The sequence below is a fragment of the Campylobacter concisus genome (assembly GCF_002912425.1).
Classification (GTDB): Bacteria; Campylobacterota; Campylobacteria; order Campylobacterales; family Campylobacteraceae; genus Campylobacter_A; species Campylobacter_A concisus_AH.
Genome location: NZ_POYR01000179.1, coordinates 1 through 24,671 on the forward strand (window position 1 = coordinate 1; position 24,671 = coordinate 24,671).

General features: G+C 40.7%; 25 protein-coding genes and 1 pseudogene. 16 read left to right on the forward strand and 10 right to left on the reverse strand.

The genetic code is table 11. The features are described from left to right. Window positions 1–57 precede the first annotated feature (57 nt). From CYP84_RS09520 to CYP84_RS09555, 8 genes are all read left to right on the forward strand, one after another. On the forward strand, window positions 58–492 hold the full coding sequence (locus CYP84_RS09520) for a Dps family protein (protein WP_009294499.1): 435 nt from the start codon (window positions 58–60) through the stop codon (window positions 490–492). Window positions 493–575: 83 nt separating this feature from the next. Continuing rightward, a complete protein-coding gene (locus tag CYP84_RS09525; protein WP_103637386.1) occupies window positions 576–1,163 on the forward strand; it encodes a hydrogenase-4 component G in 588 nt (195 codons plus the stop codon). A gap of 125 nt (window positions 1,164–1,288) precedes the next feature. Beyond that, entirely contained in the window at window positions 1,289–1,726 is a 438-nt protein-coding gene (locus CYP84_RS09530; protein ID WP_103610992.1) for a hypothetical protein, read from the forward strand. 268 nt (window positions 1,727–1,994) lie between these two features. Continuing rightward, window positions 1,995–3,224, forward strand: coding sequence for an OprD family outer membrane porin (locus CYP84_RS09535; RefSeq protein WP_103637387.1), 1,230 nt, complete (start codon window positions 1,995–1,997; stop codon window positions 3,222–3,224). A gap of 93 nt (window positions 3,225–3,317) precedes the next feature. After that, the gene (locus CYP84_RS09540) at window positions 3,318–3,875 is read left to right on the forward strand and encodes a c-type cytochrome (RefSeq protein WP_002941036.1); all 558 of its coding nucleotides are present in this window, start codon (window positions 3,318–3,320) and stop codon (window positions 3,873–3,875) included. 45 nt (window positions 3,876–3,920) lie between these two features. Further along, entirely contained in the window at window positions 3,921–7,016 is a 3,096-nt protein-coding gene (gene ccsA, locus CYP84_RS09545; protein ID WP_103637388.1) for a cytochrome c biogenesis protein CcsA, read from the forward strand. Then, the gene (locus CYP84_RS09550; RefSeq protein ID WP_103637389.1) at window positions 7,017–7,451 is read left to right on the forward strand and encodes a fatty-acid--CoA ligase; all 435 of its coding nucleotides are present in this window, start codon (window positions 7,017–7,019) and stop codon (window positions 7,449–7,451) included. It abuts the gene before it with no gap. A 79-nt stretch (window positions 7,452–7,530) separates the two neighbouring features. After that, window positions 7,531–8,085, forward strand: a complete 555-nt coding sequence (locus tag CYP84_RS09555; protein ID WP_103637390.1) for a hypothetical protein — start codon at window positions 7,531–7,533, stop codon at window positions 8,083–8,085. A gap of 67 nt (window positions 8,086–8,152) precedes the next feature. On the opposite strand, the gene CYP84_RS09560 is transcribed toward CYP84_RS09555, so the two are convergent. From CYP84_RS09560 to CYP84_RS09575, 4 genes are read right to left on the reverse strand one after another with little or no spacing between them, the layout of a single operon-like run. After that, window positions 8,153–8,620, reverse strand: coding sequence for a phosphatidylglycerophosphatase A family protein (locus CYP84_RS09560; protein WP_021090015.1), 468 nt, complete (start codon window positions 8,618–8,620; stop codon window positions 8,153–8,155). Between the two features lie 8 nt (window positions 8,621–8,628). Further along, window positions 8,629–9,810, reverse strand: coding sequence for a sulfate adenylyltransferase (locus CYP84_RS09565; RefSeq protein WP_103596762.1), 1,182 nt, complete (start codon window positions 9,808–9,810; stop codon window positions 8,629–8,631). After that, the gene (locus CYP84_RS09570) at window positions 9,788–10,678 is read right to left on the reverse strand and encodes a response regulator (RefSeq protein ID WP_103637391.1); all 891 of its coding nucleotides are present in this window, start codon (window positions 10,676–10,678) and stop codon (window positions 9,788–9,790) included. The genes CYP84_RS09565 and CYP84_RS09570 overlap by 23 nt, the downstream gene beginning before the upstream one ends. Continuing rightward, on the reverse strand, window positions 10,675–11,793 hold the full coding sequence (locus CYP84_RS09575; protein WP_103637392.1) for a bifunctional 2-C-methyl-D-erythritol 4-phosphate cytidylyltransferase/2-C-methyl-D-erythritol 2,4-cyclodiphosphate synthase: 1,119 nt from the start codon (window positions 11,791–11,793) through the stop codon (window positions 10,675–10,677). The genes CYP84_RS09570 and CYP84_RS09575 overlap by 4 nt, the downstream gene beginning before the upstream one ends. Before the next feature lie 146 nt (window positions 11,794–11,939). Between CYP84_RS09575 and thiC the strand changes: the two genes are divergently transcribed. From thiC to CYP84_RS09605, 6 genes are all read left to right on the forward strand, one after another. After that, entirely contained in the window at window positions 11,940–13,235 is a 1,296-nt protein-coding gene (thiC, locus tag CYP84_RS09580; protein ID WP_103637393.1) for a phosphomethylpyrimidine synthase ThiC, read from the forward strand. Beyond that, a complete protein-coding gene (locus tag CYP84_RS09585; protein WP_103573471.1) occupies window positions 13,229–14,329 on the forward strand; it encodes an Mrp/NBP35 family ATP-binding protein in 1,101 nt (366 codons plus the stop codon). Before thiC ends, CYP84_RS09585 begins: the two co-directional genes overlap by 7 nt. A 136-nt stretch (window positions 14,330–14,465) precedes the next feature. Next, a complete protein-coding gene (locus CYP84_RS09590; RefSeq protein ID WP_002939508.1) occupies window positions 14,466–14,732 on the forward strand; it encodes an ACT domain-containing protein in 267 nt (88 codons plus the stop codon). A gap of 9 nt (window positions 14,733–14,741) precedes the next feature. Then, complete coding sequence (locus CYP84_RS09595; protein ID WP_103637394.1) at window positions 14,742–16,079, forward strand: PFL family protein; 1,338 nt, start codon at window positions 14,742–14,744, stop codon at window positions 16,077–16,079. Window positions 16,080–16,183: 104 nt separating this feature from the next. Beyond that, window positions 16,184–16,873: a hypothetical protein gene (locus CYP84_RS09600; RefSeq protein ID WP_021084217.1), complete on the forward strand. Its 690-nt coding sequence runs from the start codon at window positions 16,184–16,186 to the stop codon at window positions 16,871–16,873. Window positions 16,874–17,031: 158 nt separating this feature from the next. Beyond that, a complete protein-coding gene (locus CYP84_RS09605; RefSeq protein ID WP_103637395.1) occupies window positions 17,032–17,484 on the forward strand; it encodes a hypothetical protein in 453 nt (150 codons plus the stop codon). A gap of 182 nt (window positions 17,485–17,666) precedes the next feature. Here CYP84_RS09605 and CYP84_RS09610 read toward each other — a convergent pair whose 3' ends face one another. Further along, window positions 17,667–18,263: a YagU family protein gene (locus tag CYP84_RS09610; RefSeq protein WP_103637396.1), complete on the reverse strand. Its 597-nt coding sequence runs from the start codon at window positions 18,261–18,263 to the stop codon at window positions 17,667–17,669. Window positions 18,264–18,423: 160 nt separating this feature from the next. On the opposite strand from CYP84_RS09610, the gene CYP84_RS09615 reads away from it, so the two are divergent. After that, on the forward strand, window positions 18,424–19,623 hold the full coding sequence (locus CYP84_RS09615; RefSeq protein ID WP_103637397.1) for a tetrahydrodipicolinate N-succinyltransferase N-terminal domain-containing protein: 1,200 nt from the start codon (window positions 18,424–18,426) through the stop codon (window positions 19,621–19,623). An 11-nt stretch (window positions 19,624–19,634) separates the two neighbouring features. Then, a complete protein-coding gene (locus tag CYP84_RS09620) occupies window positions 19,635–20,129 on the forward strand; it encodes a hypothetical protein (RefSeq protein ID WP_103567847.1) in 495 nt (164 codons plus the stop codon). Here the strand turns inward: CYP84_RS09620 and CYP84_RS09625 are convergent. From CYP84_RS09625 to CYP84_RS09645, 5 genes and pseudogenes are all read right to left on the reverse strand, one after another. Beyond that, window positions 20,126–21,001 carry a Fic family protein gene (locus tag CYP84_RS09625; RefSeq protein ID WP_103637398.1) on the reverse strand — a complete coding sequence of 292 codons (876 nt, stop codon included), beginning with the start codon at window positions 20,999–21,001 and terminating at the stop codon, window positions 20,126–20,128. The two genes, CYP84_RS09620 and CYP84_RS09625, sit on opposite strands and share 4 nt — an antisense overlap. 32 nt (window positions 21,002–21,033) lie before the next feature. Then, window positions 21,034–21,459, reverse strand: coding sequence for a gamma-glutamyl phosphate reductase (locus CYP84_RS09630; RefSeq protein ID WP_087583718.1), 426 nt, complete (start codon window positions 21,457–21,459; stop codon window positions 21,034–21,036). Between the two features lies 1 nt (window position 21,460). After that, a complete protein-coding gene (locus CYP84_RS09635; protein WP_103637399.1) occupies window positions 21,461–22,255 on the reverse strand; it encodes a CsgG/HfaB family protein in 795 nt (264 codons plus the stop codon). A 128-nt stretch (window positions 22,256–22,383) separates the two neighbouring features. Further along, entirely contained in the window at window positions 22,384–24,195 is a 1,812-nt protein-coding gene (gene glmS, locus CYP84_RS09640) for a glutamine--fructose-6-phosphate transaminase (isomerizing) (protein ID WP_103637400.1), read from the reverse strand. Window positions 24,196–24,198: 3 nt separating this feature from the next. Next, a pseudogene (locus tag CYP84_RS09645) lies at window positions 24,199–24,671 on the reverse strand (HD domain-containing protein); the annotation flags it as partial.

Genomic DNA, 24,671 nt, shown 5'->3' on the forward strand with positions numbered 1-24,671 from the left:
GATTAACTCTAAGTCAATATAATTTCACTACATTTAAACAATAAAGAAGGAGACAAAATGTCAAAAGTTATTTTACAGTTAAACACAATTCAGGCTGATGCAAATGCACTTTATATCAAATTTCATGATCTTCACTGGAATGTAAAAGGTATTCAATTTTTTAGCGTCCACGAATATACAGAGAAAGCTTACGAAGATATGAGTGAGATTTTTGATGACGCAGCTGAGAGGGCTCTTATGCTTGGTGGCAGACCTATCGTCAAGGCTGAGGAGCTAGCAAAAGTCGCTCACATAAAACACGAGCCAAAAGAGAGTTACACTCCGACTGAAGTTTTAGAGATCGTTTTGGCTGATTACAAGCACCTTTTGGGTGAGTTTAAAAAGCTTGATGAGCTTGCAGAGGGTGACACAACAACTCAGATGTACGCACAAGATCAAATAGCTAAATTTGAAAAAGCCATCTGGATGCTAAACGCAACACTTGGTAAATAATCATAGCGGGAGCTCTCCCGCTTTACTCTAAATAAATTCCACCTTTTGGCGATATAGTTTTTATAAACTTATAGGAGCCAAATATGCAAATCAGTCAAATCGTAAGCTCATACAACACTTCAAGCGTAAAAGAAAATGTAAAATCAGAAATTTCACTTCATAAAGATGAAAAAGAGGTTTCTAAAAAGCAGCCCGAGATTTCAAATTTAAGCGCGAAAGAGATATCAAATAGTTACTTTTTGCAGTATCAAAAAGATATTACTCAAAATACTAGTTCAAATTTACTAGCTCAAGGTGGTCTAAGCTTTAATGTACCTGAAAATTTATCAGACATTTTAGCTGGACTTGATCTAGCAGGCATCGGCTACAACGGCAAAGCTCTAGGAGAGCTAAGTAGCGATGAGGCGAGCGAGCTAGTTAGTGAAAATGGCTTTTTTGGCATCGCAAATACAGCTGATAGGATAGCCAGCTTTGTGCTAAATGGCGCAGGTGATGATGTAGAGAAGCTAAAAGCTGGTAGAGAGGGCGTGGCAAAGGGTTTTGAGGATGCAAAGAAAATTTGGGGCGGAGAGCTTCCTGAAATTTCACAAAAGACTATCGAAAAGACCCTTGAGACGCTCGATAAAAAGATCGCCGAGCTTGGTGGTAACGTCTTAAACGTATCAGCCTAAATTTCTTGGGAGTCTCTCCCAAGAAATTTATATATTAATGTAAGCACAAAACTCAAATTTTAAAAACCAGCAAATTTTATTTAATCTTAAAAGCTATACTTTGCTCTTTATATTAAGGAGAAAAGATGAAAGCTAAAATTTTATTTCCTATAGCAGTAGCCACTATGTTTTTGGGATGTTCATTTTTTGATGACAACCCACCAGTCCGCAAGCAACCAAGGCAAGCTACTAAAACCATACCTGCAAAAAGCTCCATTAAAGGCTTCATAAAAGATGTTAGCTATAAAGATTCGAAATACTGCTACGAGATAGTAGCCAGCGATGTGAAAAATCACAAACTAAACAAAGCAAATTTTTGTGCAAACAGATATTATTACGATAAGGGTGATCTTGTCTATGCGACATTTTACGCAGATAAGCTCATAGACATGCTTCTTATAAAAGAGGGTGGCTCCAGAGGTGCATTTAATGGCATAAGAAAACCACAAAATGAAGTAGTCGTTAAAAGAAAAAATATAAAAACAAATATCGAGGTACCAAAAGAGGAGAAAATTTCTTTTTAGATTACCGTTGATTTACTGCTAGCATATATAATTTCATCAGCAATCAAAACTAGAACTCCTTTTAAGGGGCAAAGCAACGGCCCCTTTTTCTTTTTATCCCCTTTTTAAAAGTCTCATTTGTAAAAGTTAAATTATCAAAATATATCTCTTTTTGGTTAAAATCGGTAAACAATCGGTAACAAAAATGCAAAATTTTATGATTTTTTAAGCTTCATCTTAAAATTTATTGATTATAATCGTCGACACAAAAACCTTAAAAGGAGAAAAAATGAAACTAACAAAAATTAGTTTAGCCGCTTTGGTTGCTTTAGGCGCATTCTCAAGTGTAGCAAGTGCTACTCCACTTGAAGAAGCTATAAAAAATGTAGATCTTTCTGGTATGGCAAGATATAGATATACTCATACTCATGAATACAAAAAAGAACAAAAAGACGTTTATAAATATAACGGTAGCAAATCAGGCAATGGCCATAACTTTAAAATGGTTACAAATTTTAAAGCTGCTATAGACGATAACTTCTTTGGTGTTCTTGGTTTGAGATATAGTTCTCTTGATGGCTCAGGCGATAATTCAAAAAATGGTACAGATAAGACAGATACAACTACAGGATTTGGTGTTCACCAATTCTATCTAGGCTATAAGATCGGTGGTACTACTATAACAGCTGGTAAACAAGAGATCGGTTCATACTTTACTGATGATGCTATAGGTACTGGTGTAAGAGTAGTAAATGAAGATATAGAAGGTCTTACTTTAACAGCTTTAGCTTTTGATGCTCTTGAAGGCGGAAGTGAAAGCGATGGTGTATTATATGATGTAACTGCTAAGTTAGGTGGCTATGATGTTGGTAACCTATATGCAGCTGGCATTGCTGGTTCGTTTAATCCAGTTAGCTTCCAACTATGGTATGGTACTTTAACTAACCTAGCTGATGTACTTGCAGCTGACGTTTCAGCTAAATTTGACATCACTAATGACTTTGCCCTAGGTGCAAGACTTAACTATGCAAATAGCACAGCTGATAAAGAAGCTAAAAATATCCTTGGATACAATGATGGTAACTTCTATGCTGGCGAACTTTCAACTTCACTATTTGGTCTTGATCTAGCTGCTGGTTATATCGGCTGGAAAGCTCAAGATAAAGGTATATCAGCATTTACATTTGAAGATCAAGGTGGTCTAATAACTGCTGGTGAAGATGTATTTGACTGGACATATGCAGAGGGTAAAGGTAACTTCTTCTATGCAACAAGTGCATATACATTTGATAAATTCACAGTTGGCTTAGATTATGTTAAAGGTACTCAAAAAACTTCAGGTGGCGCTGGTAACCCAGATGTAAAAGACAAAGTTGAGGAATTTGTTCCAAGATTTGCTTACCAATACAACAAAAAGCTAACATTTAGCTCATTCTATTCTTTCCTAACTCACAAAAAACCTAATGATGTGAAGGAAAAAGAAGACAAATTTAGATTTGAAGCTAAATACTCATTCTAATTCATAGCTCGTTAATCAACTTATGATATAATCCCGGGTCGGAGCAATCTGATCCGGGATTTTTAAATTTAGAGCAAAATTTCAAGGAAACTCATGAAAAATATCAAAATTTCTTTTTTGGCGTGTTTTTTGGTGGCAAATGCCTTTGCAGCTTCTCAGGTTTATTATATAGAGGCTCGTGGAGAGTTTGGTAAAGAGCTTGCCGAAATGGCAAAAAAGCAGGCTAATGACAGAAATGAAAAAGTAAATGTCTATGTCGATGAAGATCCAAGACGCTATAAAGACAATAGAATTTTAAAATTTGGCGTTGATAGAAAAGGTAGATATAGCGTCTCTTTAGGAAAAGAGCTTTATGAGAAACAATGCGCTAGCTGCCATGGCGAAAGCGCAGACAAAAGACCATTTGGCTCAACACCACTCAAAAATATGGATGCTAAAGATATAGAAGATAGCATCATCTCTTATAGAAGCGACTCAAGCTTTGGTGGTAGCGGTAAAAACGTAATGCAAAACCAAGCTAAGATCGTCTCAAACAATGATCTAGGTGCAATACTTGCTTATCTAAAAGGTAAAGATGCACTTGCAGATCAAGATACAAACGAAAATAAACCAGTTTCAACCGAAACAAAGCAGGGCAGTTATTTAAGATAAATTTCACTTCGGTAGCTTTGCCACAATATAAATAAAAGGAAGCAGATGTTAAATCCAAAAACATTATTTTTAAGTATGGGCTCAGCTATCGTTTTGATGATAATCTTTGCCATAGCTAGCGGAGCCGCCACAATAATAGAGAGCAAAACCAGCACTGAAGCAGCTTGGTACTATGTTTATGGAGCTGGCTGGTTTGCGCTCATCCAACTACTGCTTGGTATAAATTTAGCCTTCAATATCTTTAGATACAACCTGATAGATCCTAAAAAACTCCCATCTCTCATCTTTCACTTAGGTTTTATCGTCATCTTAATCGGTGCTGGCATCACAAGATATCTTGGCTTTGAAGCTGATATGCATATACGTGAAAACACCGCTTCAAACGTCGTTAGTACAAAGGTTTCGTATATAAATTTAACTGCGCTTAACGACAAAGGTGAAGAGATCAGCTCGGCTATGCCTTTGGGACTTGCTGATGTAAAGAAGGGCTTTGATCTAAAGCTAAAAACAGCAGACGGTGAGGCCAGTTTAAAATTTAAAGAATTTGTGCCAAATGCAAGTTATAAATTTGTAAATGATGATAGCGGAAAGCCTGTCGTTGAGTTTGTAGTCTCAAATGAGAGCGAGAGTGAAGAGATATTTTTACTTGAAGAAGAAGAGGCGAGAGTTGGAGATATCAGTTTTATCTTTAATGCTAAACCAGATGAAAATAAAAAATATGTTCTTTTTAGACTAAATGATGGAAATTTCACAGTTACTTCAAATGTCGATCTTTCAAAATTTACTATGGCGGATAGCTCAAAAACTGAGCTAAAAGCTGGCAGCGTGAATGAATTTGGCACAGGTAGCTTATATACTATCTCAAATATAAATTTCGCCCCAAGGCTAGTCTCAGCGCACGCCACGAGAAAGCTAGTTAGCTCAAAGGATAGCGAGTTTAATGCGTTGATAGCTGAGCTAAACTATAAAGGTGAGAGTAAAGAGATGCATGTATTTTACAACCTAATGGAGCCTTCACGTATCGCTGTGGCTGGACAGAAATTTAACGCTTCATGGGGAGCTCAGCAGATAAAACTCCCATTTAGCCTCTACCTAAAGGACTTTGAGCTAAAAAGATATCCTGGCTCAAATTCTCCTATGAGCTACTCAAGTGAGGTTGTGGTAAAAGATGGCACAAATGATCCAGGGTTTGATTATAGAATTTATATGAACCACGTGCTTGATTATGATGGATATAGATTTTTCCAAAGCTCATACGATACTGACGAGAAAGGTACGATCCTCTCTGTCAATAAAGACCCAGGCAAGATCCCGACATATATCGGCTACTTTTTGCTAGGTCTTGGCTTCTTGCTAAATGTCATAAATCCTAACAGCCGCTTTAGAAAGCTAGCCAAACTAATAGATAATGAATCAACAAAAGGCGGTAAAAAAGTGGCTGCGCTCATAGCTGTCTTACTTTTAGGCTTAAATTTTAGCTCGCTAAAGGCGGAGGATTTCTTGCCGCATATCAGCAAAGAGCATGCAGACAAGCTTGCTAGACTCATCGTGCAAAGTCCAGATGGCAGGATGAAGCCATTTGATACGCTTAGCAAAGAGGTTTTAAACAAAATTCATAGAGGTGAGAGCATAGGTAGCCTAAATTCAAACCAAGCGATGCTTTCTATAATGGTAACGCCTGATTTTTGGCGAAATGAGAAAATCATCGCACTTGGTCAAAGCAAGGAGCTAAAAAAAGAGCTAGGCGTCGATGAGAATGCAAGATACGCAAGCTTTGATGAATTTTTTAAAGCGACAAAAGATGGTGGAAGCGAGTATAAACTAACAAAATTTGCTGAGATAGCAAACCGCAAACACCCAGGCTCACGCAATACTTTTGACAAAGATGTGATAAAGATCGACGAGAGACTAAATGTATTTTATATGATATTTATCGGTGAAATTTTCAAAATTTTCCCAAAACAAGATGACCCGTCAAATTCTTGGTATTCGCCAGCTAGTGCAATGATGTACTTCTCGCCAAAAGAGGCTGAGCTAGTAGTTGGCATGATGAGAGAGTATTTTTCAGCTGTTGATGCAGCCTCAAAGGATAATGACTGGAGTAAGGCGGATGCGGCGCTTGAGAAAATTTCAGCCTATCAGCACAAATACGGCTCTGCCGTCATGCCAAGTGAGAAAAAAATAGACATAGAAATTTTATTTAATAAATTTCAAGTATTTGACCGCTTGACGCCGATATATCTTTTGGCTGGACTTGCGCTTTTACTATTTGTTTTTGTTAAGATGTTAGCGCCAAAAGTGCAGATAAATGGCATAGTTAAAGCTGTGTATATTATAAATTTACTAGCTTTTCTTGCGCACACAGCTGGACTTGGTCTTCGCTGGTATATCGCTGAGCATGCCCCTTGGAGTAACGCCTACGAGTCGATGGTCTATATCGCTTGGGCGCTTGGTCTATCTGGCATCATCTTTGCAAAACGTAGTCCGATCGCACTTGCGCTTACATCTATATTGGCTGGTGTTACGCTATTTGTTGCACACCTTAGCTGGATGGATCCGCAGATCACGACACTTGTGCCTGTACTTCAGAGCTACTGGCTAACTATCCACGTCTCTATCATAACTGCAAGTTATGGATTCTTAGGTCTTTGTGCGTTGCTTGGTGGTTTTACTTTGCTGCTTATTATCTTGCAAAATAAGAAAAAGCCAAATGCTGAGATCGCGCGTAATATTACTGAAGCAACGCGTATAAATGAGATGGCGATGATACTAGGTCTTAGCTTGCTCACGCTTGGAAACTTTTTAGGTGGCGTTTGGGCGAATGAGAGCTGGGGTAGATACTGGGGCTGGGACAGCAAGGAGACTTGGGCGCTAGTTTCGATCCTTGTCTATGCAGCAGTGCTTCACATGAGATTTATACCAAAGCTTAATAATCAATACGCATTTGCTGTAGCCTCATTTTTTGCCTATTGGTCGATCATAATGACCTATTTTGGGGTAAATTTCTATTTAGCTGGCATGCACTCATACGCAGCTGGAGATCCGCTTCCAGTGCCTGATTTTGTCTGGATAAGCATCGCCATTATGATAGCGATGAGCGTTCTTGCATTTACGAAACGCTCTCTTTGCACAAGGCTATAGATGCTTCTTAAAGGCTTGATAGTCTTTTTTGTCTTTTTGCTTATAGTTGCCATCTGCGCGCTAGTCTATCTTTTGCTAAAAAACAAAGATCATCAAGTCTTAGCAAGAGGGCTAGAGGCTGAGAGTGAAGAAGAGATCACGATCGAAAAGCTTGAAGAGCTTGCTAGCGACAAAACTCTAAGCAAAAACGAGCTTTTCGAGCTTATACAAATTTTTGGAGAGAAATTTATAATACCAGCGAAAAAAAATCAGGTCGCTCCAAAAGAAGCTAGCAACTACATAAATTTTATAATCCTCGTCTGCTCTCACCAAAATGCCGATGCAAAGCTTATTAGCTTTTTAGACAAAGAGGCTAAAAAGAAAAATCCAAGCTATGTTGCAGAGATCGAAGATAGCGAGAGGATAGGCATAGAAAACCGCAAAAATCGCAGGTAAATTTAGCTCTGTTTTAAATTTAAGAGCGCAAAGCGTTTTTAGCAAAACTCAAATTTACAAAGTAAAATAGGAGCGCAACTTGGACATCAATGATCTCTATGCTAGTTTGGTCTTTTTGCCGGTAGTGCTAGCTATTTTGTTGATGATCTTTGCTGGCAGGCGAAATATAAAAGTTTATCTGAGTAAATTTGACCTGATCGGCCTACACCTTATCTTTCCGCTCGTGATATTTCCCACCTTTGTGGCCATCTTTTGTGCAGTATGTGAGTATTTTGACGTTTCAAACGATGATGGGCTAGCTTATATTTTTTACACTATGCTTTTTATAATGGCACTTTACGCCGCCTTTGGCTTTTACGTTTGCATTAAATATAATCACGGCTTTTTAAACTGCTTTTGGGCGCTTCTTTTAAGATTTAACTTCATGACCCCACTTACTTATTTGCTATTTTTGGGTGGTAAAAATAGCGATAAAAATGGCAATGAGATAACCCCTGAAAATGCAAAAAATTTAAGCCTTTTTGAAGAGCTTAGATTTTCGCTTTATAATATGATCGTCTTTAGAAAAAATTATGACAAAGATAAAGTTGCAGGCAGGGATGAGATAAATTCTAACGATAAAGCTCTCATCTAAAAAGAGGTCTAAAATAAAAGCAGGGATAGTTAAAATTAAAAAGAGCCAGCAAGATCGCTAGCTCAGCTTACGGCAAAACTACGCCAAATTTCATAGCCACGCCATATATCATCGCGCTAATAATGCCAGCGAAAAATCCAGCAACCATATCATCGCCCATAACGCCAAGCCCGCCCTTTACGTTGCGGTCGATCCTGCCAATGATCGAAGGCTTTTTGATATCAAGTACTCTAAAAAGCACGAGCGAGAGAACTAGCTGTGAGATCGTCGCTCCGCTAATGGCGATAGCAAGCCAAACGCCAGCAACTTCGTCGATCACGATAAAACTTTCGTCGTGCGAATTTGCCTTTTTTTCAAAATCATCAATGACGCTGATGCTTACCAAAAATAACAAAATGCTAGCCAGTAAAAGCGTGGTAGATGAGAAAAAATATAACACAAAATAAGCTGCCACAGCTCCAGCCACCGAGCCCCAAGTGCCAGGCGCCTTTGGTAAAAGTCCAAATCCAAAAAATGTCAAAAATAGCTTTTGCATAATTTTCCTTAAGTGAGTGATGATGTCTGGTAGAGCTTCATGAGCTCCTCATAAAAGTCGCGGTCGGTCTTGTTTTCAAGCAGTCCAGAATTTACAAAGAGATCGTCGCAGAGCTTTTGTATATCTTTAAAGCGATTTACATAGAGCTTGCTTAAGATGAGCGCTGAAATTTCAGGCCTAACGAGTATGGCTGGTGGCATGATGCCGTTAAATAGCAGTTCTTTGATCACGTCTGGGTGGTATTTGATCTGGTGGTGCTGTCCGTGTGGGCAGCTTTTGGTGCTAACTAGCGTCTTACACTTGTTGCAATAAACTAGCTCTGGCAGGACGATCACGTCTAAATTTAGATCGTTTTTGTAGATGTCAAGTATCGTATGAACTTCGTTGTGGTCAAAAAACATGCCAATGCCAGAGTGGTTTTGTCCGATGACTAGCTTATTTGCGCCAAGTCTTGAAGCCGCGATGCACTCAAGCGTTGGGTTGGCGTGCGAGCTAAAAAGGGTCGTGTTTTTTAGCGCAAAGACAAAGACCTTTTTTGTCGGCAGATAGTTTTGGTTAAAAAAGTCAAGCACCTGCTTTCTTATCTCGTAATCAATATGCCTCTCTTCGCGCGTTCTGATGAGAAAAACAACCACGAGATCGGCCTTGTCGATGGTCATCCTAACTAGGCGTTCATGCGCGCGGTTAAATGGATCAGCCGTTAAAAAGACAGCCGTTATTTTCTTGGCGCCACTCTCTTTTATCAGCTCATTTAGCGCATCTTTGCTTATTTGTAGGCTCTCATCATATAGCTCAAACTCGCCGCTTATGCCGTATTTGCCTAAATTTAGTGACATTTCGCTGTTTGATTCATTTGCTAAAAATATATTTTTAGCTCGCATGCTCTCGTCAAATTTAAAGACCTTTGCCACGTCGATGTGCCCAACGATCTTGCCGTCCATATTTAAATTTACTCTTTGTCCAGCATGCAGCTTGCTAGCGATATTTTGATTGACCTCGCCAAATGGAGCAAAGCCAAAAGAGTAGGGCATCGGCTCGCCGTTAAAGTAGCCCTTTTTTGCCACCTCTTTGATCTGCTCGTCGTCCATCAGGGCGCTAAAATTTGAGAGAATTTTGTTTTTGATAAGCTCTAAGGCGCCATAAACTTCGGTGTTTATAGAAATTTCACTATTTTTTCTTGCTGACGTCATATTTCTTTCTCTTTTCCCAAAGTGATTTTCTAGAAATTCCAAGCTTTTTGCTAAGCTCGGTGTCGGGGAATTTATCTTGATAATTAACTATGATATATTTTATATATTCATCGATCGTGACGATCTCGCCGATGTCAAAGTTTTTATCTCTAACCGAGAGTTCAAGCTCCTCAAATGGCGCACTTTGCGCAAAATCGCTAGTTTGTATAGCCACTTTTTTCTTTTTGCAAAGCTCTAAAATTTTCTCTTTTTCATCTTCTTTTAGCTCTTCAAGATTTGTGATGTATATTAGCTCGTCGCCACTTTGAGCAAGTGCTTTTTCAAGCTCGCTAAAACAGGCTTTGCCTAAAAACAAAAATGGCAAATTCCCAGCCTTTACATAGTTAAAGATAAATTTATCGCTGTAGCCATTTTTGCTTGATTTTAAAAGAAGTGGAAATTTGATCTTTTTGGCTTCAAAGCAAGGTATCTCGTAGTCTTTTAGGGCGAAATTTATATAGTTTTCGTAGTTTTTGATCTCGTTTTTAAAGCCTTTAAACTCTTCAAAATGTCTTATCTTTCTAACAAGCTCTTCTATCATAAATGGCTTTTGTATGTAATCCACCGCGCCCGCTTGTATCGGCTTTAGCACGGTGTCGCTGTTGATGTAGGCGATGAGTAAGATGATGATAGAGCTTTTAAATTTCTCTATGACAGGGTAGAAGTCCTGCCCAGGGAGTGTGGTAGAAAGTAACACTACGTCAAAATTTTCAAATTTCAAAGCCTCTTTGACGCTCTTTGCGATCTCGCAGTCGTAGCCAAAGTCAGCTAGTTTGCTAGCCATCGAGCCAGCTAGGTAAATTTCGTTTTCTACTATTAAAATTTTCATATTTGTGTCCAGTTGTAAAATTTAAGGCTAGCGCTTGCCATGACAGCGATCCCCTCGCATCTGCCGACAAAGCCAAGCCCCTCAGTCGTCGTCGCCTTTACATTTATGCGGCTTTGGCTTAAATTTAGAGCCTGCGCGATGTTTGCCTCCATTTTTGATTTTAGTTTTGAAAGTTTTGGCTTTTGCGCCATTATTGTGATGTCAGCGTTTGTTAGCACAAAGCCCACGCTTTGCACCCTTTTATAGGCTTCTTGCAGCAAATAAATGGAGCTAATATCTTTAAATTTAGCGTCCGTATCAGGAAAGAGCTCGCCTATGTCGCCAAGCCCAGCAGCTCCCAAGATAGCGTCTGTTAGCGCATGAAGTGCCACGTCGCCGTCGCTGTGAGCCTTTAGCCCAAACTCATAGTCGATCTTTTCGCCACAAAGCACAAGCTGGCGCCCCTTTTCAAACTCATGCACGTCAAAGCCGTTACCAACAAAGAGCTCATTTTCTGGTGCTTTTAGGGCTGAAATTTTGGCAAGATCTTCTTTAAAGGTGATCTTTCTAGCCATCTCATCGCCCAAAATGTGCCAAACACTTGCGCCAATGGCTCTCATAGCCGAGCTATCATCTGTGTAAATTTCGCCGCTACTAAGAGCCTTTTTAAGAAGTGCTGTGCGCGAGAGCTGCGGCGTTTGGATAAGCTTTACCTTTTCTCTGTCTATTGCGTTTTCGCCAAGATAGGCAGTGTCAGCGATCTTTAGCGCAGGCACCACACAGTCAGCCTGAGCGGCCGCCTCGATGATTTTGTGAAAGAGCTCGCTTGATATGCAAGGGCGCGCGATGTCGCTAACTAGGACAAATGCGCTATTTACTAGCTCAAGTGCGTTTTTTAGGCTATCTTGCCTTGTCTCGCCGCCATCAACAAATTTATAATTTGGAGCAAATTTAGACATATATTTACACTCTTTACTAACGACGATGATCTCTTTAAATGTGTAAAAGTTACTCAAATTTTTAGTGGCAAATAGCCAAAGTGGGTCGCTGCCGATGCGAAGCCATTGCTTCTTTACAGGTAGCTCAAAACGGCTAGAATTTCCGGCTCCAAGCATTATAAGTGAGATATCAAGCAAGGTAGCTCCTTTGAAGATTGTTACGGAATTATACACCTAAAAGCTAAATATTTCTTTTTGTAAAAATAAATTTAAGTCTAGCATTTAGTTAGATCAAAACAAAAAAGGACTAAAATGAGCCCTTAAATTTTAAAAAAAGGCTAGTCATGACAAAGACACAGATGTACTATGCTAGGCGAGGCGAGCTCACAAAGCAGATGAGCTATGTGGCAAAGATCGAGGGGATAGGCGAAAATTTAGTGATGGATGAGGTGGCAAACGGCAGGATCATCATCCCAGCAAATGTAAATCACACAAATTTAAAGCCTATGGGCATAGGCAGAAAGCTAAAGACAAAGGTTAATGCAAATATCGGCAACTCAAGCCTAAGTAGTGACATTTGCGCGGAGCTTAGAAAGCTTGAAATTTGCTTAGAATTTGGCGCTGATACGGTTATGGACCTAAGCACGGATGGCGATTTAGACGCCATTAGAAGTGCTATAATAGAGCATTCAAGCGTGCCAGTTGGAACGGTGCCTATGTATGAAATTTTAAAAGAGGCAAAAGAGGTTACAAATATCACAAATGAGCTAATTTTAAGCGTGCTAGAGAAGCAAGCAAGGCAAGGGGTTAGTTACTTTACGATACACGCTGGCTTTTTGCGTGAGTTTTTGCCGCTTGTTAAAAAGCGTAAAATGGGCATAGTTAGCCGTGGTGGTAGCTTGAGCGCGAGCTATATGTCAAAGCTAAATAGGCAAAATCCATTTTATGAAATTTTTGATCAAATTTTAGAAATTTGCGCAAAATATGACGTCTCGCTCTCGCTTGGCGACGGACTTCGCCCAGGCTGCCTTTATGACGCGACAGACGAGGCGCAGCTTAGCGAGCTAAAGGTGCTTGGAGAGCTAACACTTCGTGCGTGGCAAAAAGATGTGCAAGTGATGATAGAGGGCCCTGGTCATGTGCCATTAAGTCAAATTGAGTATAATATGAAAATCGAACAAGAGCTCTGCCATGACGCCCCATTTTACGTGCTTGGACCGCTTGTTAGCGATATCGGCGCAGGGTATGATCATATCACTTCAGCGATAGGTGGTACGATGGCAGCATATCACGGCGCTAGCATGCTTTGCTACGTAACGCAAAAAGAGCACCTTGGCTTGCCAAATGAAAATGACGTAAGAGAGGGCATCGTAGCTCACAAGATAGCAGCTCATGCCGCAGATGTCGCACTTGGCAAAGCTGGAGCCATCGAAAAAGATCATGCGATGAGTGATGCTAGGTATGCATTTGACTGGAACAAGCAGTTTGAGCTTAGCTTTGATCCAAAAAAGGCTAGAGAGCTTCACGATGAGAGCTTGCCAGAAGATGCGTTTAAGAGCGCTCATTTTTGTTCGATGTGCGGACCAAAATTTTGTGCATATAAAATTTCAAAAGATCTAGAAAAAGGAGAAAAATGTTAAATAAAGAAGAGGTCTTAAACAGACTAAAAGGTGTCATATATCCGGGATTTGAGAAGGATATAGTTAGCTTTGGTTTTGTAAAAAACGTGGAGATCGGCGAGAAAATTTTAATCGAAGTAGAGATCGTTAGCTCAAGCCCAGAGGTGGCAAATGAGCTAAAAACGGACATCAAACGTGTCATGGGCTCAAATGAGTACGTGCTAAATTTGATCCAGCCAAAGATACCTGAGGAGAAAAGTAACACTCAAAGTGGCAAAAATATCGCGCCACAAGTTAAAAATTTCGTAATGGTAAGCTCTGGCAAAGGTGGCGTTGGTAAATCAACCACAACGCTAAATTTAGCCATCTCAATGGCAAAACTAGGCAAAAAAGTGGGCATCTTAGACGCTGATATCTACGGACCAAACATCCCAAGAATGCTTGGCGAAGTAAATACTCAGCCACAAGTCGTTGGCAACAAGCTAAAACCGATACTTAGCCATGGTGTTGAGATGATGAGTATGGGCGTTTTGATGGAGGAGGGCATGAGCCTTATCTGGCGTGGTTCGATGATAATGAAAGCGATCGAGCAGCTGCTAAGGGACGTGCTTTGGAGCGAGCTTGATGTCTTGTTCCTCGACATGCCTCCAGGAACGGGCGACGCGCAGCTAACTCTAGCTCAAAGCGTGCCAGTAACAGCAGGTGTCTGCGTCACAACGCCACAAGTAGTAGCACTTGACGATAGCAAGCGTGCGCTTGATATGTTTGAGAAGCTTCACATCCCAATCGCTGGCGTCATCGAAAACATGAGCGGCTTCATCTGCCCAGATAACGGCAAAGAGTATGACATCTTTGGCAAAGGCACGACTGAAGAGGTAGCAAAAGCTTACAACACTCAAATTTTAGCTGAAATTCCTATCGAGCCAGCTGTTAGAGTGGGCGGCGATAGCGGTAAGCCAGTTAGCTTTTATGAGCCAAACTCAGTCACTGCAAAACGCTACGAGAGCGCAGCTGCAAGGCTTTGGGAGATAATAGAAAATATAAATAACGGCGGTGGGGCTGATAACTCAGCAATCCAACCAGTAAATGACGGCAAGAGTGCTTGCTCGAAGTAAATTTACAAAAGATAAAATTTAGAGCAAATTTTAATTAAATTTGGCTACCAAAATTTAGCTTTGCTTGATGTGGAGCTTAAATTTTGTAGCCAAAATGCACTTTAAATAATAAATTTAAAATTTAACAGGAGAAAAGATGAAAGCGATCGTAACCGTAGTCGGAAAAGATAGAGTTGGCATCGTTGCTGGCGTCTCAGCAAAGCTTAGCGAGCTAGGTCTAAACATAGATGATATAAGTCAGACTATTTTAAGCGACTTTTTCACGATGATGGCGGTAGTTTCAAGCGATGAAAATAAGGACTTTACAGCCTTGAGAGCGGAGCTAGATAAGCTTGGAGAGAGCCTAAAAGTAAAGATAAATATCCAAAGCTCAGCCATCTTTGATGCGATGCACAAAATTTAAGGACAAAATATGGATATCAAAAATGTAACCGAAACTATCTCGATGATCGAGGAGCAAAATTTTGACATCAGAACGATCACGATGGGCATTAGTTTGCTTGATTGCATCGACCCTGACATAGGCAAAGCCTGCGATAAAATTTACGCAAAAATCACCACTAAAGCCAAAGACCTAGTTAGAGTGGGTAACGAAATTTCCGCTGAACTAGGCATACCAATCGTCAATAAAAGAGTGAGCGTGACGCCTATCTCAATAATCGGCGCCGCAACGGGCGCAAAAGACTACGTGATGATAGCAAAGACGCTTGATAGGGCGGCTATTGAAGTTGGTATTGATTTTATAGGTGGTTTTTCGGCTTTAGTGCAAAAGGGCTATCAAAAGGGCGATGAAATTTTGATAAATTCTATCCCACAAGCGCTAGCACAAACCGCAAAAGTGTGCTCAAGCGTCAATGTCGGCTCAACAAAAAGTGGCATAAATATGAGCGCGGTGCGTGACATGGGGCGCATCATAAAAGAGACGGCGGCGGCTTCAGAGATGGGCTGTGCGAAGCTTGTTGTCTTTGCAAACGCAGTCGAGGATAATCCTTTCATGGCAGGTGCATTTCACGGCGTGGGCGAGGCTGATGTGGTGATAAATGTCGGCGTTTCAGGCCCAGGCGTCGTAAAAAGAGCGCTTGAAAAGGTGCGTGGCGAGAGCTTTGACGTGGTGGCTGAGACCGTGAAAAAGACGGCGTTTAAGATCACTCGTATCGGTCAGCTCGTTGGTCAAATGGCGAGCGAGCGCCTTGGGGTGAAATTTGGTATCGTCGATCTCTCTCTTGCTCCAACGCCAGCTGTAGGCGATTCGGTGGCTCGTGTGCTTGAGGAGATGGGGCTTGAGGCTGTCGGTACGCACGGCACGACTGCGGCACTTGCTCTCTTAAATGATGCGGTCAAAAAAGGTGGCGTCATGGCATGTAATCAAGTTGGCGGCTTAAGCGGTGCTTTTATCCCAGTCTCAGAGGATGAGGGCATGATAGCTGCGGTGCGCGCGGGATCGCTAAATTTAGAAAAGCTTGAAGCGATGACAGCGATATGCTCGGTGGGACTTGATATGATCGCCATACCTGCGGATACGCCAAGCGAGAGTATAGCTGCGATGATCGCTGATGAGGCGGCTATCGGCGTGATAAATCAAAAAACAACGGCTGTTCGTATCATACCTCTTGGACGTGAGGGCGATATGATCGAGTTTGGCGGTCTTTTAGGAAGAGCACCTGTGATGAAGATAAATAAAGCTTCAAGTGCCGACTTCATCGCTCGTGGCGGACAAATTCCAGCACCTATCCATAGTTTTAAAAACTAATCTTCAAAGTCCGCTTTAAATTTGCGGACTTTTTCTTAAATTTATCCTAATCTTTTCAACTGCTTTTAGTTAAAATAACAAAAATTTTAAACTAAGGAGCTAAAATGAAAATTTTATCACTGCTTACGGCGCTACTTTTTGGAGCGGTATGTGGCTTTGCAAATGACGGCAAAGTAAGAAGTATCGACATCTACGTCACGCCTTACTACTCAGCAAATGCTGGCAAGGTGGAGTATGTCAAGGTCTATGACAAGATAGATGAGCTTTTAAAAAGTGGCAAAGAAGAGGACTTTAAAAAGGCTGAAAAGATCGTGCAAGACGCCCCACAAATGGTCTCTCCGATAACTCTTTTTGTTCTCTCAGCTCGCGCTTATGATCTTGGACTTCGCGATGATGCGGTATTTTGGTTTTATGCGGCAAAAAACCGAGCGATCTTGCTAAGAGGCGTTATAGACATGGAGGGTGAGAAATTTACTGACGTGGTGGCTGCGATAGGGGCGTTTATGAAGCTTGTTGGCGACGTGGTCAATCCTTATGCATTTTGCGATATCAAAAAGCAACAAGAGATCGCTGATAAAGCGCTTGAATGGACTAAGAAAAATGCCTATGAAGCGATGTTTTCGCCAGAATTTAGCTCGCCTCACGAAGATAGAAAAGCAGCCCTTGCAAAAGGCATAGAAAAGCTAGAAGCCCGCAATAAAAAAGAGAAAGATTACTTTTTAGACAAAGACAATCTTGCTAACTTTAAAGCTATGCGCAAGCAAAATGGCACTGATGAGAAATTTTGCTTCTAAGTAGCGAGATAAATTTGAAAATTTGCTTGTAAATTTAGCTTTTGCTCTATGCTAAAAGGGCAAATTTACAAGCTATCTCTATTTTAAATCACGACAAATTTGCTTAAATTTGGCTCTTTTTCGTAAGAGTAGCAAAACCACAAAAATGAGAATAAAAAATGACTTTGAAATTTGGCGAACTTGAAAAAGTTGCAACAGATGATGGCTTTATCTGGTATGCGGAGATGAAGCTAAAAAGCGAATTTTTTGGGCAAGTAGCGTTTTGCCTTGTTAGCACAGATGGGGCAGACATGGATGATGAGACTACTTTGCTAGCAGAGAAAATCGCCCAAGATATCGACCGATACGTAAAAGAGGCGCTTGTCTTTTTAAAAGATGAGCTTAGGCGAGGGTGCTTTTTGAGCAAGGACGAGCTTAGATTGCTTGACGTGTCAGTTTGCGACCTGCCATTTAGCTCGCCACAATGCACATTTTATGCGTGCGATAAGCAGTGGTTGATGAGCTTTGCCGAGGGTGCGCTAGATATCTGTGAGCCTTATGGTATAGGGGTGATCTTTGAGGGCGAAAAGCCACTTCGTTTAGAAAATTTAGAGCTTAGCGAGGAGTGCTAAGTGCTTAAATTTTTAAATTTATGCATTAAAAGATATATAAATTTAAGTTTTTCAAGCTTTGCAAAAAAATGATGAAAATTTTGTCTTTAGGTATTGGCTGCGATCTAAGAGGCATTAGAGTTTTTTAAATTATTAAATTTTGCTATCTTAGGTTTTTGCGCCCAAAACAGCAAATTTATAAGCTAAGCGTTGCAGCAGTCGCTAGGATCTTTTTCTTTTGTGATCCTAGCTCTTAGGTCGTGGCGGATGATCTCTATCGACCAAAACCAGACCATGTGACCTACAAGCTCAGAGACATACTCATACCAAGGAAGTGTCCAAAGTGGCGGAGTGAGGCCAAGAAGCGGCAGTGAGATGCCATGAACTGCGATAGTTGCTAAAATGCCAGCCATCACGCCTTGCCACATCGTGATCTTTGGAAATTTCTCAGCCACTAGGCAGTAGCCAACAGCAAAAACGACTGAAAATATGATGTGCGTTAGCATCACGTAGTTAAAGGCATGCCCTGCAAACTCGTAGATAGCAGCGTTTGGATCGGTGATATCGACATAATCTCTTAAAAATACATAAGGCGGGTTTAAGAAATTTCTCGAGCAGTCGATCGTATCAGCCGCTCTGATGGCACTTTCTGGTCCGCAAGCTGCGTTAAATATATCCATAGGGCTTCTTGGTGGAAGCGGCACTTCTGCGCCCCATTTGACAAAGGCTGAAACTACGCCAGCGACGAGGCCGATCAACGCAGCTAAGGCAAATTTTGGTTTGGTAGCTAAATTTGACATTTTGTCTCCTTGTAAAATTTGAGGCATTTTATTTCTATTTTCTTTATGATAAAGTTAATCATTATTATAATTTATAAATTTATTAAAGCTTAAATGCTTTAAAATCATAAAATTTTTAGCCATTTTTGGCTAGACTAAGAAAAAATTTAAAGGAGAATAGATGTCTAAAGAGTTTAAAGACGCAAACGAATTTAAGGAATTTTTTGAAGAATTTAGAAAAAAAGATGGTTACAAAGATCCAGTTGCTTTTGGCATCGCAAGAGTCGATCGCGGACAAAAAAATAGCGACAAAATTTTACAAGCAAGTTACGCCGTTGTAAATTATAAAGAGAGCTTTTTAAGCGCAGCTGCTTTTATCTACGCTTTGCAAAAGTGCGATGTTGAGGTTGATTTTGGTGCTCACGAGTTTGTCGCAGATCTCACGTCAAAGGTAGCAAAAAAGGCTAGTAAGCTCTTTAGCGTCTTTGAAAAAGATATAAAATCGCATAAAAACGTGGAGAATTTACACGCTGTGAAGATGGCATTTGATGACGATCTTGAGCTAAACGAGAATAAATTTAAGCTTGTATTTTTGTTTGATGACGCAAAGCCACTTAGCGTGGAGGCCGTCTATCTCAAGCTCTACTTGATCTCGCTTGGCAAGGTCGCACCTAGGACGATCGTGCTTGATGGAGCCTTTGGAGTACTACCAAATGTCGCATGGACTAGCCAAAACATCCCGATCGAGCTTGATTGGCTAAGAGAAAATGAAATTTCTCTAAAGATGTTTGGCGAGTATCCAGCGATCGTGAGCGTGGATAAATTCCCAAGATTTCTAAGTCACATCATCCCAGCTGATAACACGAGAATTTTAGACGCTGCCAAGGTTCGCATGGGCGCAGCTGTGCATCCTGGCACAGTCGTCATGCCAGGGGCTGCTTACATCAACTTTAACGCAGGCACGACTGGTGGCGTGATGGTTGAAGGCAGGGTCAGCAGCTCTGTCGTCGTGGGCGAGGGCAGTGACATAGGTGGCGGAGCTAGCATACTTGGCGTGCTAAGCGGCACGAACGGCAACCCTGTAAGCATCGGCAAACACTGCTTGCTTGGCGCAAACTCAGTTACTGGCGTGCCACTTGGTGATAACTGCATCGTGGATGCTGGCATAGCGGTGCTTGAGGGCACAAAGGTCTATATCTCGGCAAGCGAGTGCGAAAAGCTAGCTAAGCTAAATCCAGAGTTTAAATTTGAAGCTGAAATTTACAAAGCGCTTGAGCTTGGCGGGCTAAACGGGCTTCATTTTAGACAAAATAGCCAAACAGGTCAGATCACTGCAAGTGCGAGCAAAAGGGCGATCAAGCTAAATGAGGCACTTCATTAAAAGGAGCTAACATGAAAGTTGGCATTTTGATGTTTGACAAGATAAATTTGTTAAGCTTTGCCAAAATTTATGATTTTTTACATAAATTTGAAGGTTTTAACATCAAAACCTACGCTCTAAAGCCTGAAATAGTCGATGAATTTGGCATTAGACTTCATCCTGAAATTTACGCCGAGAGCCTTTATGGCGTGGATATATTGGTCGTGCCAGATGGCGTCGGTGCGCTTGGACTTAGGTATGATGAGATATTTTTAAGCTGGATAAAAAGCTCGGCGAGCGCGAAATTTAAGATCGGCTTTGACCTTGGCGTGCTCATCCTTGGTGGGGCTGGATTTTTAGAGGATAGAGAGGCCTGCATAAGGGGTGGATACAAAAACGCGCTAAGTGGCTACTGTGAGGTAAATGACGCCAAGATGTGTGAGAGCAGGGGCGTGATAAGTGTTAGTGAATTTGATGATGAGATCAAAGAGCAGCTCGCAAAAATCCTAACTAAAGATAAAATTTAAGGGCTTTGGCTCTTAAATTTACTTTTTTCTTTTGGCGAGCTTATGGTGCTTTTTGCTGCTTCTAAATGCCACCTTATCCACGGCGTGAAGTCAAAATTTGGATTATTTTCAAGTTTTGTTGTTTGCTCTAAAATTTCATAATAATCTTTTTTATTTGCGTAAATAATGCTCGAGATAGAAAACGACTTAATGCTTTCACTAGCCAAGCAGTAGTGTGCCAAAGCCCTTGCCATGCGTCTGTTGCCGTCATCATAAGGATGGATGATCACAAACCAAAGGTGCGTTAAGGCGCTTTTTACATAGGCGTTTTCGGAGCTTTTATTGATAAAATTTAAAAAATTTCTCATTTCATTTTCTACGCGCTCTGCTGGCAAGGCTTCATAGTGGATTTGAACATTTTTTGAAGGAGCTGAGACGACGCTCATCTCATCATCTCTAAATTTAGCTCTTTTTATCTTGTAAGCTTTGCTTTGGCTATATTCAAACAAGGCATTGTGCCAGCCATGTAGCCGCTCGAAGTTCATAGGAGCTTTGTTTATATTTGCATCAAGCATTAGTGAGACTAGATTATCGCTATGTCTAGTTGCATGAGTGTCAGCTAACCAGTCAAAATTTTCATCTAGTCTCTTTTTTGCCGATGAGCGAATGCTTAATCTTTTTAGCCTCTCGCCCTCTATGAGAGATGAGTTTATTATTTCATCTTCAAGCGCACTAATTTTCGCCTTTAAAAGATCATTTCTGCTGATCTTGCTCGTTATCTCTTTTAAAATTTTGTGTTCTTGATCTAACTTTTTTACAAGGGTGTTTATCTCTCTTTTATCGAAAGAGAAATTTGGGTAGTTAGGATGTTGCCATATCCACAGGTTTTGCATCAAATTTCTTTAAAGATTATACTTTTGTACACCTATCTATAAGGTCTTCTATACTCTCTTCTAGCGTCATTGTAGCCACGTCTATATCCGCGCTCAAATCCATCATCGTAGTCATCGTCGTTATAGTAGCCTCCACGGTAACCACGCTGAAATCTATCAAATCTTTCGTACTCATTTTGATAGTATGGACGGTAGTTAGGAGGATATGGGGCATAGTTTGGATCAACAGGATAGTAGCCACTCATGCGGCAACTATCCTCGTCAAAATCTTTCAATCCAAAACGAAATTTATATCCGTCTATCTTTTTACTAAGGGCGTCGTAGTTTCTCGTGTCGCCATAAAATTTAGCCATTTCTCTTTCGTTTATAAGTTTGCAAAGCCCGATCTCTATCTTTTTAGTATAGTTTGCAGCTAGCAACATCGTAAATGTACAAAACAAAATGGCTATAAATTTCATCTTAGTCTCCTATTTTTATATTTCCGCCTTTGCCAAGACCGCCTTTTACATTTTGGACTTTATAGTCTTTTAGCGCGACTATAAGTTGGTTCATCGCGTCCATAAAGGCATTTACGATCATCCTGCCCTCTGGTGTCTTTGTATAGCCACCAAGTCCAGCACTCACACGTGAAAATGAATTTGAGCCCATGCCAAAGAAGTCAAAGTTGCTATCACTGCCGACTGCGCCAGCGATCTGTACGCCTGAGCGGTTGTCTATGAGAAGCAAAGATGTTTGCGTTTCGCTCTTTGAAAAGCCTCCGCTTACCTTGCCAGCAACGTTACCAAAGACAGCGCCTACAAGTCCGCTGATGCCGCCAGTATCCTCTTTGCTAAATGTGATCTCTGGCTGCATGGTATAATCAGCTGCTACGACTTGACCTTTGTGAAATTTAGAACCTTTTCTTAGCTCGCCACTAGCTTCAAGTGCGCGCTCTTGCATCATATTATCCATACTTCTGCCACGCTCGACGATGACGAAGCAGCCAGTTTGCTGAGCTAAGATCCTTAGCACCGGTACGGTTGAGCCAAGCTGATAATCTCTAGTTAGATATGAGTACCATGAGCTACTTTGATCTTCGTAAAAAGATAATGTTCCTAGTGTTTGGCTGCAACGCTCGATTTTCGTGTTGGCATTTTTGGCTGTATCACCTGCTGCAGCGCCAGTTACACCGCTGTTGCTGCTAGCGCATCCAGCAAATAAACAAAGAGCGGCAACGCTACTAAAGACCTTAGATACTAAAAATCTCTTTTTCATGAAGATCCTTTTTAATGTAATTAGAAGTGCAAATATTATAAGAAAATAATATTTTGTGAAAACTTAAATTTTAAAAGAAAAATATAAAAGTAAAATTTAAGCGGCCAGCAAGATGCCAGCCACATAAATTATTCGACAGTTACGCTTTTTGCGAGGTTTCTTGGCATATCGACGTTGTTGCCAAGTCTAACGGAAATTTCAAGTGCAAGTAGCTGAAGCACTAGCATCATCTCGAAAAATTCGCTCATATAGTGATCTTGAACGCTTGTTTTTACGTAGTCATCGCTTAGTTCAAACTCAAGCGGACTTATCGCTAGGATATATGCATCTCTTGCAGCAAGCTCTTCGACATTGCTCTTTGTTTTTTCATATAACAAATTTTGAGGCATTAAAGCGATCGTAAATAGCTTCTCATCTGCAAGTGCGATAGGACCGTGCTTCATCTCGCCTGATGGATAGCCTTCGGCGTGAAGATATGAAATCTCTTTAAGTTTTAACGCACCTTCAAGCGCAAGCGGATAGAAGATGTCTCTACCGATGAAGAAGAAGCCATGACCGTGCAAATAGTGCTTGCTTAGGCGGTGAAGCTTCTCTTGCAAAGTGTTATCTATATTTAAAATTTGTGGTATATGAAGAAGCGTTTTGATCTCATGATCAAGCTCTTTTTTGCTGATAGATCCCTTTGCAGATGCCATTTGAAGTACAAGCATCCAAAGCACGATGATCTGCGTTGCAAATGCCTTTGTACTTGCCACACCTTTTTCGATGCCAGCGCGAGTTAGAAGCGTGTTATCAGCTAGCCTAACGATAGAAGAGTTATCGACGTTGCAAATCGCAAGTGTCTTTAGCCCAGCCTCTTTTGCTATCCTAAGTGCCTCAAGAGTATCAGCTGTCTCGCCACTTTGTGAGATGACGATAAAAAGCGAGTTTTTGTTTAGATAAGGCTTTCTATATCTAAATTCGCTCGCCACTTCGACCTTTGTTCTAACTTTAGCAAGTCTTTCAAAAAGATAGCTTGCAGTTAGCGCTGCATGATAGCTCGTACCGCACGCACAAAGCACGACATCATTGATACCTTTTAGGTATTCATCGTCTAAATTTTCAAGGGTGACTTTGTGGTTTTTAACCCTGCCCATAATGGTTTCAGATACAACTGCACCTTGCTCGTAAATTTCTTTCTCCATAAAAAATGTATAACCCTCTTTTTGGGCATAGCTCTTATCTTTTGGCAAAGCGTTAAAGGTTATGCTAGCTTTTTTGCCGTGTTTAAAAACAGCTATTTCATCTAAGCTCACATAGCCGTAGTTATTGTCATCAAGATATGCCACTTCGGTTGCGTTGCCAATAAGCGGCGCATCTGATGAGGCAAAATATACCTCTTTTTTGTCACTTTTGCCTATCGCCATAGGAGCGGCATCTTTTGCGAAAAATATCTTATCAGGCGCAGTTTTGGTGATAAGTAGCGTCGCGTATGCGCCTCTTAGCTTTGCGATAGTCGCCTCATAAGCTTTAAATGGGTCTTTTTTCTCTTTTAAAATTTCTTCAAAAAGATGCACGATCACTTCGGTGTCGGTTTGGCTCATAAATTTCACACCCTTTGCCTCAAGCTCATCTTTAAGCTCTTTGTAGTTTTCGATGATGCCGTTATGAACGACAAATGAGTGCTCGCCAAGGTGTGGGTGAGCGTTTATCTCGGTTGGTTTGCCGTGCGTCGCCCAGCGTGTATGACCTATCGCCACGCCAAAACCTTCTGATGTAAAGTCCTTTGTCTTTAGGGCTAAATTTTCAAGTTTGCCAACAGCTTTAAAAAAGTCAATCTTATCGTTACTCATCACAGCCATGCCAGCGCTGTCGTATCCGCGATACTCAAGCTCTTTTAGCCCGCTTAAAATGACCTCTTTTTTCTCTTTATCTCCGATGTATCCTACGATTCCACACATGTTTTACTCGCTTATTAATAAATTTAATATCTCTTCGCCTTTGCTCTCAAGTCGCTCGTTTTTCTCGATCAAAAAGAGATTTCTCGTTCTATTTTTAACCGTCTGAATTCTCGCACTCGTGACTTGAAAATGAAGCCTGTCAAAAACACTCATCACATAAGCCATTAGCCCGCGCTGATCTTTTGCATTGATGCTAAGCTTGGCGTAATCTTTTGAGTGATTTAGCTCGAAGTTTATCTCATCTTTGTTAATATTTGGTTTCAAAGGCTCTCTTAAAACCTCGCTATTTAGAGATTTTAGGGCTAAAATTTTAGTGTTTTCAAGCTCGTGATTTTTTACATTTTGGTTAAAGTCAAGCCTGATATAAAATTTCTTCTCAAAAAGCTCAAATATCTCCATATACGCAAGGTCAAATTTGGCAAATTCATAGAGCAGGGCGCTTAAATTTAGGCTCTTGTTTGTATAAATTTGAATGC

What these genes read in the sequence shown, in the direction of transcription:
- glmS (WP_103637400.1), bottom strand. Translation starts at nt 24,195, where the DNA reads ATGTGTGGAATCGTAGGATACATCGGAGATAAAGAGAAAAAAGAGGTC.
- CYP84_RS09530 (WP_103610992.1), top strand. Translation starts at nt 1,289, where the DNA reads ATGAAAGCTAAAATTTTATTTCCTATAGCAGTAGCCACTATGTTTTTG.
- CYP84_RS09590 (WP_002939508.1), top strand. Translation starts at nt 14,466, where the DNA reads ATGAAAGCGATCGTAACCGTAGTCGGAAAAGATAGAGTTGGCATCGTT.
- CYP84_RS09540 (WP_002941036.1), top strand. Translation starts at nt 3,318, where the DNA reads ATGAAAAATATCAAAATTTCTTTTTTGGCGTGTTTTTTGGTGGCAAAT.
- CYP84_RS09615 (WP_103637397.1), top strand. Translation starts at nt 18,424, where the DNA reads ATGTCTAAAGAGTTTAAAGACGCAAACGAATTTAAGGAATTTTTTGAA.
- CYP84_RS09550 (WP_103637389.1), top strand. Translation starts at nt 7,017, where the DNA reads ATGCTTCTTAAAGGCTTGATAGTCTTTTTTGTCTTTTTGCTTATAGTT.
- CYP84_RS09560 (WP_021090015.1), bottom strand. Translation starts at nt 8,620, where the DNA reads ATGCAAAAGCTATTTTTGACATTTTTTGGATTTGGACTTTTACCAAAG.
- CYP84_RS09600 (WP_021084217.1), top strand. Translation starts at nt 16,184, where the DNA reads ATGAAAATTTTATCACTGCTTACGGCGCTACTTTTTGGAGCGGTATGT.
- CYP84_RS09565 (WP_103596762.1), bottom strand. Translation starts at nt 9,810, where the DNA reads ATGACGTCAGCAAGAAAAAATAGTGAAATTTCTATAAACACCGAAGTT.
- CYP84_RS09525 (WP_103637386.1), top strand. Translation starts at nt 576, where the DNA reads ATGCAAATCAGTCAAATCGTAAGCTCATACAACACTTCAAGCGTAAAA.
- CYP84_RS09535 (WP_103637387.1), top strand. Translation starts at nt 1,995, where the DNA reads ATGAAACTAACAAAAATTAGTTTAGCCGCTTTGGTTGCTTTAGGCGCA.
- ccsA (WP_103637388.1), top strand. Translation starts at nt 3,921, where the DNA reads ATGTTAAATCCAAAAACATTATTTTTAAGTATGGGCTCAGCTATCGTT.
- CYP84_RS09635 (WP_103637399.1), bottom strand. Translation starts at nt 22,255, where the DNA reads ATGAAAAAGAGATTTTTAGTATCTAAGGTCTTTAGTAGCGTTGCCGCT.
- CYP84_RS09605 (WP_103637395.1), top strand. Translation starts at nt 17,032, where the DNA reads ATGACTTTGAAATTTGGCGAACTTGAAAAAGTTGCAACAGATGATGGC.
- CYP84_RS09570 (WP_103637391.1), bottom strand. Translation starts at nt 10,678, where the DNA reads ATGAAAATTTTAATAGTAGAAAACGAAATTTACCTAGCTGGCTCGATG.
- CYP84_RS09610 (WP_103637396.1), bottom strand. Translation starts at nt 18,263, where the DNA reads ATGTCAAATTTAGCTACCAAACCAAAATTTGCCTTAGCTGCGTTGATC.
- CYP84_RS09620 (WP_103567847.1), top strand. Translation starts at nt 19,635, where the DNA reads ATGAAAGTTGGCATTTTGATGTTTGACAAGATAAATTTGTTAAGCTTT.
- CYP84_RS09625 (WP_103637398.1), bottom strand. Translation starts at nt 21,001, where the DNA reads ATGCAAAACCTGTGGATATGGCAACATCCTAACTACCCAAATTTCTCT.
- CYP84_RS09595 (WP_103637394.1), top strand. Translation starts at nt 14,742, where the DNA reads ATGGATATCAAAAATGTAACCGAAACTATCTCGATGATCGAGGAGCAA.
- CYP84_RS09520 (WP_009294499.1), top strand. Translation starts at nt 58, where the DNA reads ATGTCAAAAGTTATTTTACAGTTAAACACAATTCAGGCTGATGCAAAT.
- CYP84_RS09630 (WP_087583718.1), bottom strand. Translation starts at nt 21,459, where the DNA reads ATGAAATTTATAGCCATTTTGTTTTGTACATTTACGATGTTGCTAGCT.
- thiC (WP_103637393.1), top strand. Translation starts at nt 11,940, where the DNA reads ATGACAAAGACACAGATGTACTATGCTAGGCGAGGCGAGCTCACAAAG.
- CYP84_RS09585 (WP_103573471.1), top strand. Translation starts at nt 13,229, where the DNA reads ATGTTAAATAAAGAAGAGGTCTTAAACAGACTAAAAGGTGTCATATAT.